This is a genomic window from Clostridium sp. Marseille-P7770 (assembly GCF_902143525.1).
Taxonomy (GTDB): domain Bacteria; phylum Bacillota; class Clostridia; order Lachnospirales; family Lachnospiraceae; genus Pilosibacter.
Window position 1 is genome coordinate 352,234 of the sequence record NZ_CABFVC010000001.1, and the last position, 14,145, is coordinate 366,378.

The 14,145-nt window shown below is 45.7% G+C and carries 13 protein-coding genes; 7 read left to right on the forward strand and 6 right to left on the reverse strand.

Going from position 1 to position 14,145, the window contains the following annotated elements:
* Positions 1-65: 65 nt before the first annotated feature.
* From FN001_RS01655 to FN001_RS01665, 3 genes are all read right to left on the reverse strand, one after another.
* Positions 66-773, reverse strand: a complete 708-nt coding sequence (locus FN001_RS01655) for a C40 family peptidase (RefSeq protein WP_142410575.1) — start codon at positions 771-773, stop codon at positions 66-68.
* 317 nt (positions 774-1,090) lie between these two features.
* Complete coding sequence (locus FN001_RS01660) at positions 1,091-1,585, reverse strand: DUF1700 domain-containing protein (RefSeq protein ID WP_142410576.1); 495 nt, start codon at positions 1,583-1,585, stop codon at positions 1,091-1,093.
* Positions 1,586-1,591: 6 nt separating this feature from the next.
* A complete protein-coding gene (locus tag FN001_RS01665; protein ID WP_142410577.1) occupies positions 1,592-3,529 on the reverse strand; it encodes a fructose-1,6-bisphosphatase in 1,938 nt (645 codons plus the stop codon).
* Between the two features lie 398 nt (positions 3,530-3,927).
* On the opposite strand from FN001_RS01665, the gene FN001_RS01670 reads away from it, so the two are divergent.
* From FN001_RS01670 to FN001_RS01685, 4 genes are all read left to right on the forward strand, one after another.
* Positions 3,928-4,737, forward strand: a complete 810-nt coding sequence (locus FN001_RS01670) for an MBL fold metallo-hydrolase (RefSeq protein ID WP_118297270.1) — start codon at positions 3,928-3,930, stop codon at positions 4,735-4,737.
* A 14-nt stretch (positions 4,738-4,751) separates the two neighbouring features.
* Positions 4,752-5,300, forward strand: coding sequence for an NUDIX hydrolase (locus FN001_RS01675; protein WP_118531118.1), 549 nt, complete (start codon positions 4,752-4,754; stop codon positions 5,298-5,300).
* Positions 5,301-5,505: 205 nt separating this feature from the next.
* Positions 5,506-6,651, forward strand: coding sequence for a DUF4317 domain-containing protein (locus FN001_RS01680; RefSeq protein ID WP_142410578.1), 1,146 nt, complete (start codon positions 5,506-5,508; stop codon positions 6,649-6,651).
* A 1-nt stretch (position 6,652) separates the two neighbouring features.
* Positions 6,653-6,967, forward strand: a complete 315-nt coding sequence (locus FN001_RS01685; RefSeq protein WP_142410579.1) for an MGMT family protein — start codon at positions 6,653-6,655, stop codon at positions 6,965-6,967.
* Positions 6,968-7,129: 162 nt separating this feature from the next.
* Here the strand turns inward: FN001_RS01685 and FN001_RS01690 are convergent, their stop codons facing one another.
* A complete protein-coding gene (locus FN001_RS01690; protein WP_118321904.1) occupies positions 7,130-8,524 on the reverse strand; it encodes a YfcC family protein in 1,395 nt (464 codons plus the stop codon).
* Positions 8,525-8,579: 55 nt separating this feature from the next.
* Positions 8,580-9,530: a serine hydrolase domain-containing protein gene (locus FN001_RS01695; protein WP_142410580.1), complete on the reverse strand. Its 951-nt coding sequence runs from the start codon at positions 9,528-9,530 to the stop codon at positions 8,580-8,582.
* Between the two features lie 157 nt (positions 9,531-9,687).
* On the opposite strand from FN001_RS01695, the gene FN001_RS01700 reads away from it, so the two are divergent.
* Entirely contained in the window at positions 9,688-10,605 is a 918-nt protein-coding gene (locus FN001_RS01700; RefSeq protein WP_118321902.1) for a LysR family transcriptional regulator, read from the forward strand.
* 230 nt (positions 10,606-10,835) lie between these two features.
* Positions 10,836-11,837 carry an SH3 domain-containing protein gene (locus FN001_RS01705; protein ID WP_142410581.1) on the forward strand — a complete coding sequence of 334 codons (1,002 nt, stop codon included), beginning with the start codon at positions 10,836-10,838 and terminating at the stop codon, positions 11,835-11,837.
* A 150-nt stretch (positions 11,838-11,987) separates the two neighbouring features.
* Here FN001_RS01705 and FN001_RS01710 read toward each other — a convergent pair whose 3' ends face one another.
* Entirely contained in the window at positions 11,988-12,596 is a 609-nt protein-coding gene (locus FN001_RS01710; RefSeq protein ID WP_185911806.1) for a sortase, read from the reverse strand.
* A 248-nt stretch (positions 12,597-12,844) separates the two neighbouring features.
* Here FN001_RS01710 and FN001_RS01715 point away from each other — a divergent pair, with 248 nt between their 5' ends.
* Positions 12,845-14,008, forward strand: a complete 1,164-nt coding sequence (locus tag FN001_RS01715; RefSeq protein WP_142410583.1) for a BMP family ABC transporter substrate-binding protein — start codon at positions 12,845-12,847, stop codon at positions 14,006-14,008.
* The last annotated feature ends 137 nt before the right edge of the window (positions 14,009-14,145 follow it).

Below are 14,145 nucleotides of genomic sequence, written 5' to 3' on the forward strand. Positions count from 1 at the left end.
TCCCTGACGTTTTCTATTCGTCAGGGAGGTTTTTTTATCCTTTTATCCTTTATCCAATTTTCAGGTTAGTCACCAAGTACATTCACGATCCTCACTGGTGTACGGTAGTTCCATCTGGAAACCTTAATTCCGGTCTTCTCTGTGGAGGCATGTACGATCTGTCCATTTCCGATATAGAGGGCAACGTGGTTGATCCTCTTTCCGGAACCATAGCTGATAATATCACCCGGGCGCATCTCGGAGCTGCTTACCACACGACCCATGCGGGACTGTCCGCCGGAAGAATGCGGGAGCTCTACGCCTGCTGCGTGACGCATTACGTAGGATGTAAATCCGGAACAGTCAACACCGGTATTCGGGTTTGTTCCGCCATATTTATAACGGTTTCCAACGAACTGGAGCGCATATGTAACGATTTCGGAACGGAGATCATTCTCAACTTCGATCGCTGCCTCGATCTCCTCAACAGCTTCTTCCTCTTCTGCTTCATCCTCGTCAGGATCAGCTTCTGCCTCCTCTGTATCAGCATCAGCTTCCTCTGTATCTGTTGTCTTTTCGGAACTCTCTGTCTCCTCTTTTGCTATCTCTGTTTCTGTCTGCTTGTCCGCTTCCAGCGGATTTCCGTTTTCATCGAGGTGGATGATCTTTACTACCATCTTATCCTCTTTTACAGCTGCAGTCTGCTCATCCGCGAAGGAAACGATCGGAAGCGCTGCGGTTAAAGCCATACATAAACAGGTGATCTTTAAAGTTCTGAAAAGTTTATTTGTCATTGAAATCCTCTTATTTTAAAGCTTTCATGGTTTGTAAGGTTTGTTACAAATATGTTACGTTTTGTTACAAACAAATTATATTTCCTGTGACCTCTTTTGTCAATAAAAACAAAGGAATTCATAAACTCTTAATAATTTAGGCGAAAATCACCAGTTTTGTGGCAAAAATGCGGCGCTCCCCGTAGAAAACGCCGCACATGTTTACATAACTTATTTCAAATTTAACATCCTGTAATCTGTTGGTCTTTTTTATAAAATCAAGGTTTTTCAGACATTTCTGTCCCTTGAGCCGTGAACCGACGTGCTGATTTGCTTTATCATCTTCCCCGGAAATTCTTAACGATCCAGTAAATGATCAGGCACATCAGGATCGGTCCTGAGAACCGGATCAGGAGATAGAACACGCCGCCCATAATGCTGAAGATCACGGAGATCACAAGAAACAGGATCACAACAAGGGCCAATTTCCAGTACCACTTATTCAGATCGAAATAATGGATATTCGGCGCGGAGCCGTTCTGATAACTTCCCTGGCTGTAAGTGCTTCTTCTGTCATCGTCCCGCGGGGACGCATCCTCAAAGCTTCCATGACCATCTCCGGTCTCTCCCGCAGCCTCCGCGGAATTGATGATCGTGCGCGCCACGATATTCGGCTCGCCGATCTCCTCTATGATCTCGTCCATGGTACGTCCTTTCCCGAGTTCCTGGGAAAGATAATCCGCGTAATAATTTAGGTTCTCGCGGATCACGGACGCCGGGACTTCACCCGAAAGCGCGTCCTCTAAGCGTCTTAAAAATTCGTCCTTGTTCATGCAATTCTACTCCAGTTTTTCTTTAATGATGCCGCCTCTGTATGCTGCCACAAGTTCCTTCAGGTCCGTGATCTTTGCCGCAAGTTCTTTTCCGGTATCGGTATCCGCGACCATCACACGTTTTTTCATTTTCTCTACGATCGTGACCTTCGGTGTATTTTCATGATCCCTGTCAAACGGTTTGTGCTCCGCAAGCGCCAGATGATGGGAATTGAAGATCAGGGTATAACCTGCGATCCCCGTCTTTGGCTGGTAGGACTTGGAAAGTCCGCCGTCGATGACGAAGAGTTTTCCGTTTCCCTTGATCGGGCTCTCACCATCCTTTAATTTTACCGGTACATGTCCATTGATAATGTGGGAACCTTCCACCGGAAGTCCGAACTCCTTGAGAATCTTATTACAGAATTCCTCTTTTTCACTCAGTTTATAATACGGGTTCATATTTTCCTTCGCAGCTGCCTTGTCAGCGACAAAGTAGTTCTCAAAGGTTGCCATATTGTCCTTTCCGTATACCGGGGACTTCGGACCGCACCATAAATACCACATAAAGTCACGGTACCAGTCTTTCGTCGGGTCATCCTCCGGCAGGAAATATGCCATCTTCACCGCGTCCTCGATATAGTCGAGCAGACGTTTTCCGGAATAGATGATCCCTTTCAGCTTCAGCTCCTCGAAGGTACCGTCCTCTTTCATCGGGATGCAGCCATGGTACAGCAGGTTTCCGTTGCACCTCTTGTACATTGCGCCGTGGGAATATACGAAACGGATATGACGGTGAAGTGTCTCACTGTGGTGGAACGAGAGCGCCAGATTGTGGATCAGCTCCTGCTCTTCCTTTGTGAGTTTTAACGGATCCTTCGGATCGATCGTCGGGAAGTTCATATCCAGCATCTTGTAATCTTTTCCGTGGATATTTACTGTTCCTTTTTCAAAGTTGATATGTTCCAGATGGATCCGGTCATTGATCTGATAGTCCGGATGGCGTTTCGTGATCTGGCCTTCCACCTTGAACTGGATCACTGTGATCGCTTTGTGCATCTTCGCAGCAAGACCCGGATCTACTGCGTCGTAGATATTTTCATCCAGGATCTTCGGCATGAACCGCTCACACGGATCATCCTTATAAACTTTCGCCGCAAACATGGATAAGGGGCGAAGGTTGATCCCATATCCATCCTCCAGGACATCGAATCCATTGTAACGGATCGCAATCCGGAGCACGTTGCAGATGCACGCCAGGTTGCCGGTCGCCGCGCCCATCCAGGAGATATCATGGTTGCCCCACTGGATATCCACGTCGTGGAAGTGCATGAGCTCATTCATGATAATGTCCGCGCGCGGTCCACGGTCAAAGATATCACCGATAATGTGAAGGCTGTCCACTGTCAGGTTCTGGATCAGGTTGCAGAGTGCCATGATGAACTGGTCACCCATCTCGATGTCGATGATGGAGTGGATGATCTCGTCATAGTAAACTTTCTTATTATCATCATTGTAGTCCACATGAAGGAGCTCATCGATGATATAAGCGAATGCCGGCGGCATTTTTTTACGAACTTTCGATCTCGTAAATTTCGAGGAAACCTCTTTACAGATGCGCACCAGACGGTAGATCGTAATTCTCTGCCAGTCTTCTGTAAATTTTCCCGCTTTCTGGATCTTCCGGATATTCCGCTCCGGATAGTAGATCAGGTTTGCAAGAGCGATCTCCTCTTCGTCCGAGATCACATACCCGAAGGTCTCCGAGATCTTCTCGCGGATAATACCGGACGCACTGCGGAGCAGGTGAATAAACGCTTCGTATTCCCCGTGCAGGTCGCTGAAGAAATACTCGGTTCCTTTCGGAAGTCCGCGGATCGCCATCAGGTTGATGATCTCGCTGGAGGCCGCTTTCACGGTCGGATACTCTTTTGCAAGCAGCTTCAGATAGTCCAAATCTCTCATTGTCTCTGTTTTCCTCCCTGCGATTTCCCGGATATTTAAATCCTGTTACAGTACACAGCACCTCCGTCTGTGCTCCGCAGCGGAATTTTGCCGATGATTCGCATTCCAAATCGGCCAACTCTGCACTAATTACTGTATGGTAGAGAATTTTCATTTTAGAAACTTTCGGCCATGAAAAACAACAGCTTTTTTCTGGTTTTTGCGGAGCTTTTCATGCTCTTCTTCCACCTTACAGGTTAAAAATTTAACCGCCCGGGAATTGCTTTTCCATTTATTTTATAGTAACATATTCATATTCAAAACTCAACCAAAGAATCTGGTGTCCGGCCGATGCAGACAGTGATGATCGCTGATCTGGACGGCACGGCACTTATGAGCAGGAAGAAAAGGAGATTTTCATGGACAGCGAGCTTCTCTACGTTTTTGGTACCGGAAATGCCACGGTTACCAACCTTTATAATACATGCTTTGCGCTCCGCGACGGGGACGAATATTTTATGGTGGATGCCGGCGGCGGAAACGGGATCTTAAAGATCCTGGACAACATGCAGGTTCCCTTAGAGCGGATCCACCACATTTTCGTGACCCACGCCCACACAGACCATGTACTCGGCATCGTCTGGATGATCCGCATGATCGCAACAAAGATGAAAAAGGACCAGTATATCGGGGACGCCCACATTTACTGCCACGCAGAGTTGATCGAGACGATCAAAACACTCTGCCGCCTGACGATCCAGGATAAGTTTTACAACATGATCGGTGACCGGATCCATCTGGAGGAAGTGAAGGACGGGGAGACGCGCCATATTTTAAGCTATGATGTGACGTTCTTCGATATCCACTCCACGAAATTAAAACAGTTCGGCTTTACGCTGACATTAAATAATGGAAGAAAACTCACCTGCGTCGGAGATGAGCCGTACAATCCGGACTGTGAACAGTATGTGCGCGGCAGTGACTGGCTGCTCCACGAGGCGTTCTGCCTCTATGCGGAGCGCGATATCTGGAAGCCGTATGAAAAGCATCACAGCACCGTGAAGGACGCCTGTGAACTTGCGGAGTCTCTCGGGATCCCGAACCTCGTTCTCTGGCACACGGAGGACAGCAATGTTGCCGGAAGGGAACGTCTTTATAAGAGTGAGGGAAAACGCTATTACAGCGGAAATATCTATGTCCCGGATGATGAGAGCCTGATCGCATTATAATGGAGGAAAAAGCTATGTCTATCAAACCATGGATCTGCAACGGATCACGGACGATCGTAAAAGACCGCTGGATCGATCTTCATGCCGATGACTGTGCACTGCCGGACGGTACAAAGATCTCTCCGTTTTATGTAAATACTGTGCCGGATTTTGTCGTTGTGGTCGCTGTCACTGTGGACGGAGATTTCGTTTTCGTGCGCCAGTACCGCCATGGAACAAGACAGATCCTTCTGGAACTTCCGGCAGGCTGTATGGAGCCGACGGACGCCGATCCGGGCGCCGGAGCCGTGAGAGAACTCTTCGAGGAGACAGGTTATGCCGGGAGCAAACCGGTATTTCTATGCAAGGTCGCACCAAATGCGGCATGCATCAGCAATTTCGCCCACTGCTATCTGATCACGGACTGCAAGAAAGTCAGCAGCCAGCATCTGGACGCCACCGAAGATCTCGAGATCGTTGTCATGTCCGCTGAGGAAACGAAAAAGCTGATGGCGGAAGGCGGACTCGTGCAGGCGGTGCATGTGGCGGCGATGTATTATGCGGAGAAGCTCCTGAATAAATAAACGCAGGGATTGCCACAGAACAGAAAATTTTAATACCAAAAGGGATACTGCCCTTTTGTGTCATATTTCTCCCCGGTTTACACTTTAACCGGGGATTTATGTCGGATACAATTTCCACTGATTGAGAGCGATGAGCATCCGGTATTTTTCTCAGTTCGGAGCAGTTTCTGCACAAATTCAATTTGAATTAAAAAGGGTATACATTATGAATAAACGTGAAATTTCAGAAATTAAAAAACAATTTAAAAAAGATAACAACGCAATCACCCGCATCTGCGGATGCTATGTTGATGCTGAAAAACAGATCAAGACAACCTTGAAAGAGGCATTCTTTGCACTCTCCGAGGAAGAGATCTTCAAATATTATGAGATCTTCAAGAAGGCACTCTCCGGCGGGATCGGCAAGAATCTCCACAACCTGGAATACTCGATCCACGATGAAGGCCCGGACAGCGCCCACGCACTTCTCATGAAGCTTCGCGACGAAAAGATCGCTGATGATGAGACTGTAGATGTTTTCTATAACAAAGTGATCGAGAATTACGAGTACGGAGAGAATTATTACATCATCCTGATCCACAGTGCCTACGATGTTCCGGGAAAAGCTTCCGACAATGAGGAAATGTTCGATGCATCCGAGGAAGTCTACAACCACATTCTCTGCTGCATCTGCCCGGTAAAGCTCTCAGAACCGGGACTTTCCTACAATGAGGCGACAAATGCGATCGAGGAGCGCCCGCGTGACTGGTGGGTCCAGGCTCCGATGACCGGATTCCTGTTCCCTGCATTTAATGACCGCAGCAGCGATATTCACAACGTCCTGTATTTCTCAAAAAACCCAGAGGAGCTCCACTCTGAATTTATTGATGCCTGCCTCGGTGCGCCTACGCCGATCTCCTTTAAGTCCCAGAAAGAAGCGTTTCAGGAGATCCTGACCGATACGCTGGGAGAGGAATGCAACTATGAGACTGTCCGCCAGATCCACGAAAACCTTACGGAGCTTGCGGAGGAACATAAGGAAGACGAAGTTCCGCTGACTCTCACAAAGCCGGAAGTAAAAGATCTTCTCGAAAAGAGTGGTGTGGAGCCGGAACGTCTGGAGCACTTTGATAAAGTCTACGAGGAAGCTGCCGGAGAAAATACCGCGATCCTTGTACCGGCCATCACAGGAACCGGAAAGTTTGCCGTGAAGACACCGGACGTAGACATCAAGGTCAATCCGGATCGGTTAGATCTTGTAGAAACGAAGTTCATCGGCGGCCGCCGCTGCCTTGTGATAGCGGTCGAGGACAACGTGGAAGTCAACGGCATGCCGGTGAAAATGTGGGAAGAGCAGAAGGAGACGCAGTAATATGGCAGCATCTGCCCGTTTCACTGAAGATTTCGCATACGAAGTCCTGTCCGTAGTCGCGGAGATTCCCGAGGGAACCGTCGCCACCTACGGCCAGATCGCCCGTCTCATCGGCAGGGACAAAAACTCCCGCCTCGTGGCCCGGGTCCTCTCCCACGCCTCAAACTACGGAGATTTTCCCTGCCACCGCGTCGTAAACCACGCCGGCCGCCTCGTCCCCGGCTGGCCGGAACACGCATTTCTGCTGCGACAGGAAGGCGTAGAACTGAAGGACGCGATGCATGTGGACCTCAGGAAATATCAATGGGAATGCTGATTTTTGCTGTCAGCATTCCCATTTTTCGTTTCTAGTATTTCGAGCAGCAATACCAGCAAGCTTAAAACTTTATCGGCAACGTTCTTGCTAAGTTTATATGTAATGAATGTGTTATAGACTTCACAAGATCCTACTGCTAATAGTTCATGATCCATTCTGCTTCTAACTATATTGAATCACAGACGCAAAAGCTACAATTATCATTGCTACTACTGCCCAAATAGCAAATAGTTTAAGCATAAATCTCATCCAACGATCATATGGTATATTGGCCATTCCAATAAATCCCATAAGTGCTGATGAATGCGGTAGAATATAGTTGCTCAATCCATCTCCAAAGTTAAATGCAAGAACAGCTGTCTGTCTGCTGACTCCTACCATATCCGCAACCGGAACCATAATCGGCATGGCAACGGCTGCCTGTGCATTTCCCGCGACAATAAAAAAATTGGTGACAGTCTGAAGAATATACATTCCCGGAGCACGCAGAATATATGGAAGATATCCAATTCCCTGTGCCAATGAACGTACAACGGTATCCAGAACATGACCTTCTGACAGAATCAAAGTTGTCGCACATCCCATTGCAATAATAATTGCAGGCTCTGTCATGTCCTTCATTCCTTTTATGTACTCTTTAGCAATGCGGCTTGGTCCAAAACCATACAACAGCCCAGAAGCCACTGACATATACATAAATACAACCGAAACTTTTGCAAGCCCCCATTTATAGTTCGCACAGCCATAAATCAATACAATAAAGAATGCAAGGATCGTCAACAACACAATTACATGTTTCTTATTCATTTTTTGAAAATCATCTATTGTTTTTGCCTCATCTGTATTGTTTGTCTGTAAACCATACATAACACTTTTTCTGGGATCTGCCTTAATTTTTTTTGCATAGGAAATAAGATAAATGTCTGTAACGACCAGAAAGATCACAAAGCTTATACAGCGAAGCCAAAGACCTGAGAACAGTGGAAGCTCCGCTATTTCCTGCGCGATTCCAGTAGTATTTACATTAAAAGTACCCGTAGAAAATCCAATTGCTCCTCCCAAGCAGATCATCCCGCATCCAACAACTGCATCAAACCCAAACGCAAGTGCAACCATTACTCCTATCGGTGCAAAACCAATAAATTGGTTATTAGCCATAGTTGTTGTCGCCAATGCAAAAATCAAACTAAATGCAGGAATCAGCCAGGTTTCTTTGCCTGCAAAGCGTTTTGCCATTTTGGCTGTTAAAGCCTCAAACGCTCCTGTCGCCAAGATTACGCCAAATGCCCCTCCGATTATAAAGATTGAAAAAACAACCGTAGCATTTTTAGCCGCAGAGTTCATAATCTGTTCGGGTACACGCCATAAAGCTACCGGAGTATTGGGTACAAACTTAAATGTATCTGGATCCACTACCGTCAAGCCAGCAGAGTTCTCATAGCGGGCATATTCTCCTGCGGGAATCACATAAGTCATAATACATGCAAATAACAATACACAGATGATAATAACGTACGAATGCGGAAATTGAATTTTTTTTCTTGATTCACTATTCATATATTTTCCCCCAAACAAACTGTATATAAAACTTGTTATCAATTGTGTTCAAATATTAAATACTCTCTTTCAAAAGAGGAATGACATGATCCCATACACTGTCTAAAAGTGCCTGATTATTAAAATCATGAGACATGATTGCAATGCAGGCGTCAAGATCAGGAATTACTATGAGGTATTGTCCTCCCCATCCATAGCCACGAAATGCATTATCACGAGCACATCTCCAGAAAAAATATCCATATCCGGCTTTTTCATCCACGCCAAGCTTTTCTCCCGGAATATCATTTGATATCAAATTAGAAGTTGCTGTATTGATCCACGCTTCTGATACAAGTTGTTTACCATTCCAATTACCCTTGTTTAAAAGCAACTGACCAAATTTTGAAAGCTCATATGTATTTAAATGAAGTCCTCCACAACCAAGAGTATATCCTGCGGTAGACTGAAACCATTGCGGATTAATAATATCCAACGGATCAAATAATCGAGGCACAAGATAATCTCTCAAATTTTGACCTGTTCGATCCTGGATGATAACCGAGCAAAGATATGGTCCAAAATTATTATACTTCCAATGTGTTCCTGGAGCATATGGCACATCAAATGACAATGCGTATTTTACCCAGTCTTCTCCTCTAAGCTCATCACGTCCTGGATATTTAGGATCTCCTGAATATCCCTGAAGTACAAAATAATCATGCCCTGTTGCCATCATTATCATATCTCTAATTGTAATATTCATTAGATTGTCTGATGGATGATCTGGAAGTTTATCTTTAAAAATAACAGCAGGTTTTTCATCCAGAGACAAAATTCCCTCTTCTACAGCCATGCCGATTGCAACGCTTAAAAAACTTTTACTGACTGAATGTATATTATCTCTACGATTATCTCTCCAATCAAATCTCCCTATTTCCTGATTATGTTGACGCACTACAATATGATATGTTTCAATTTTCTTTTTTATAATACTTTCCACGTATTTTTGCAGATTTAATGCCATTATTTTTCACCATCTCTTTCTATTGGATAGTTATCTGTTTATTTTTTTACAAATATATTTGTATGATTGAATTATACGGCAATACAGTGTATAATACAAATCAAATATATATTATATATCCGATAAGAAAATGCTTATATAGAAATGAGGACCGAGTATGAATGATTATCACATGGAATATATAACTCTATCCGCAATCAAAAAAGCAGGTAATATTACTGCTGCTTGTAAAACCTTATTTATATCGCAGCCTGCACTCAGTCAACGGCTATCATCTATAGAGGCCAATATAGGTTGTCCTGTATTCAATCGTGATGTCACCCCTTTAAAAATGACTTTTGAGGGAGAATTATACTATGACAAACTGAAAAAATTTGTTCTGATGGATAAAGATTTCAAAAATCAACTATATGAACTTAAGCAAAATAATACCGGACGTATTACTCTTGCAATGTCACCCATGCGCACCCAGCTATTTTTAGTCCCTTTAATGCTTCAAATGAAGCAGCGTCTTCCTAATGTTGATTTTAAACTGGTTCATGGCAGCAATCGGGAAGAGCTGTATCAACTTGTACTTGATGGTTCCGCTGATTTTATGATCAACAGTGTCTTTTATCCTTCTCTTCAGCAAATCAAGTTATGTACCGGCGAAGAATTACTTGCACTTCCTCCTTCTCATCCTTATGCAAAAAAATTTGCCGGGAAAAGTTGGCGAGAAGCACCTGCTGTTTCACTTCACGCTTTTTCTAATGATACCTTTATTCTCCATTATGCTTCTCAAGGCGGCAGAAAGCTTAGTGAGCTTGTTTTTCAAAGTGAAAATTTTTTTCCAAGCAAATATTTTGAGGTATTTGACTATTATACTATACTTCAATTAATTCAAGCTGAAATGGGATGCTCCGTACTTACATCCACCAATATCGCAGCTTTAAGTTCTTCTTTCAATATAACGTACCTGAGGCCTTTGCATAGAGTTATTTGCCCTTTATACATCTCATTTCGAAAAGGAATGTATCTTACAAGCGCTATGAATGAATTTGTCTCTCTTTGTAAATCTGTATTTTCAGACTGCTAAGACTTCCCATACCTAAAATGCGATTCACACCTTATTGGTGTTAAAAGTTTTGGTTAGATTATTCAAACTCCAGCCCGCTTTAAACAACAATCAGCTTCCGTTCTCTGTTTGCTACACTAACTTGACAATTTTCTCCATTTTTGGTATATTATTTTTGTAATAATTTTGTAATATTTGAAACAGCTCTCGTAATACAAGCGGGATATTCAACCTATATGAGGAAATTTTGCATGAGAAAATTACAGAATCTGATTCCTGACTTTTCAAAGAAGCTTCTTTTAAAAGCGGCTGCCGCCGCATCTGTCCTGTTCCTTTCCACCGCATTCCCGGCTCTTCCATCTCTCGCCGCATCCGCCTATGACAATCTTGCCGTGGCAAATGTGACAAGTGAACCGTTAAATATGCGGACGAAACCGTCCACGGACGGAGAGATCGTCGGAAAGTGCTACCGTGGAGCGGGCGGAACCGTATTAGAGAAGAAAGATGGCTGGACGAAGGTCCGTTCCGGAAAAATTGAGGGCTGGATGAGCGATAAATACCTGCTCTTCGGCACAGATATCGAGCCGTTAGCAAAAGAGCTCGGTCTCTTATCCGCAAAGATCACCGCAACTACCTTAAATGTCCGCGAGACCCCGTCCACAGATTCCGCAATCTTAAAACAGGCGGTTGAAGGCGATTCCTTCCCTGTCTTAAGTAAATCTGACGGCTGGGCAAAGGTTCAGCTCTCCGCCGACACAAACGGCTATATTTCCAGTCAATATGCCTCCATCGGCCCGGTTCCTGCTGCCGCTGTCGACGCAAAGGAAGAGTCCGCGGCGCTGAGCGCATCCGGAAACGGAACCTCCGCGGCACCGTCCTATGTGATCTCCACCACTGAGGACGAGATCTACCTGATGGCAGCCTGCGTCGCGATGGAGACTGGCGATGACCGCTATGAGGACCAGCTCGCCGTGGCAAGCTGCATCGTAAACCGTGTAAAATCCAAAAAATGGGGCAAAACGATCTCCGACGTGATCTACGCCGACGGCCAGTTCCCCGGCGCGACCTCCGGCCTGTTGGACAAATACCTCGCAAAAGGTCCGTCCAAGTCCTGCATAAAGGCCACCAAAGATGCTCTGGCCGGCTCCAACAATATCGGTGACTACCTCTTCTTCAAAGCCGCCAAACGCGCCTCAACCGGCAGTTATTCTTCCTATAAAATTATTGGCGGAAACTGTTTCTACAAAAAATAATATTTGATCTGCGCAATCTGCCGCCGGTCATCTTTTCCAGATGTAACAGCAAAAAACAGGGAAAGTACACCTTCTCCGAAGGTACTTTCCCCGTTTCCGTACACAGACCCTTTGTTTCCCTGAGAGCATTTCAAGTAAAAATGCTCCTCTCTATTCCTCAATCTCCCTGCATCTCACCGCAGCCCGCGCCTTCCCCTTATTCGTGCAGGTGAACAGTGTCAGATCCCAGTCCCCGGCTTCCATCTTTTCGATGTCATAGCCGCCAACCGTCTCGATCTCCGCCACTTCATAGGAAAATATATTTCCGTCCGCATCTGTGAATACTACGGAATCGCCCGGATTCAGGCGCTTGATGCCGGAAAAATGAGTGCGGTAATTATGTCCGGCGATGATCATATTCTTTAAGTACGCGGAACCACTGTAGCGGCACGGCGCTTTCTTGAGCTTTACGTCGCTCCACTCGCTGATGACCGGAAGCTTGAGCCCCAGCGCCGGAATCTCGATCATCCCCACACATTCCTGTCCATTTACCTCCACTGTCGGCATTTCCATCTCCGGATTCTTCTTATATTCCGGCACCAGTTCCTTTTTCTCCGTCTCCAGCCGCTCCGGCAGAGCTGCTGTCAGTGACTCCATCCGGACCACCATCTCCTCTGACTCTGCTCCGGCCCGGTCTGATTCTCTTATATTATAAACAGTAAGAAGAAGAGCCGCCGCGATCAGCAGCAGCCCCGCGCCTGTTAAAATCTTCCCTTTCATAGCCTTACCATCCTGTCTTCCATATTGCATATGCTGTCTGTGTTCCTTTTCACACATTTTCATTATATCATCGGCCATTGTGAGGCACAACTGTCGTCATTGTTATTTTCTTAACGATTTTTCGCTTTTTTCACTATATTCATTGTCTAATTTGCACAAATTTGGTATAGTATACCCATGAAAAAAATCAAATCTGTTCTCCGGAGGTCATATTCTCCGGAGGACAAGCCGAAAAACAGGAGGAAACCATGAAAAAGACCATGAAAGCTACCGCATTATTCTTAGCAGCCGGACTGCTACTCACTGCGTGCGGAGGAAAAACTGATACTGCTTCTACAAGCGCTGCCGCTGAAAGCGCAAAAGCTGGTGCTGAGACATCTGCTGCTGAGACAGACACAAAGAAGCCGTCCTTTGTATTCGTATGTACAGGACAGTTAGGTGATAAATCCTTCAACGATTCTGCAAACGCAGGTATGGAAAAGATCGCTTCTGATCTTGGCTGCGAGATAAAGGTTATCGAGATCGGCCGTGACCAGACAAAGTGGGAGCCGACATTCCAGGATCTCGCTGAGGAAGGAAAATACGATGTTATCATTTCCAACGGATCTTCCTCCGCTGAGGTCATCGAGCAGGTTGCGGAAGAATTCCCGGATCAGAAATTCGTTATGTTCGACTCTGATATGGAAGAGGGCAAGTGGCCGAACCTTTACGCGATCAGCTACAAACAGAACGAGGGCAGCTACCTTGCCGGCGTTCTCGCAGCACTTGTAACAGAATCCAAAGACATGCCAAACGCAAATGAAGACAAGAAGATCGGTTTCGTCGGCGGTTCCGAGCACCCGATCATCACTGACTTCCTTGTTGGATACATCGCAGGCGCAAAATCTGTTGACCCGGATATCAAGGTATACGTATCCTACATCGGTTCCTGGGATGATACCGCAAAGGGTAAAGAGACAGCTATCGCCCAGTACAATCAGGGCGTTGATATTATCTTCCCGGCTGCTGAGCAGGCCGGACTTGGCTGCGTAGAGGCTGCCGCTGAGATGGGCAAATACATCATCGGCGTTGACTCTGATCAGGCAATGCTGTTCTCCGGTTCCGATGAGGCAAAGGCAAACGTGATCCTTTCTTCCGTATTAAAGAATGTCGGCGATTCCCTCGTGAGAATGGCTGAGATGGAAGAAGAGGGAACGGTTCCTTACGGCAAATGTGAATTCCTTGGCTTAAAGGAAAACGGTGCAGGTCTTGCTGACAACGAGTACTTCCAGAAGAACGTTCCGGACGAGATCAAAAAAACGATCGAGGAGAAGAAACAGGAAGTTCTCGACGGAAAGATCGAGATCCCGACAGCGCTCGGCGATGCTGACCAGAACGAAGTTCAAGCTCTCATCGACTCTGTAGCTCCGTAATTTTATCCGGCAGATCCACTCGAAACCTGCTGCGATATTTTATGTAAACCATCTGGAGAATCTTTCCAAGACCATTGATTTTCCCAGAATATCGAGTACATCAGGGGACTTGTCAACAAGTCCCCTTGGCTTTTATA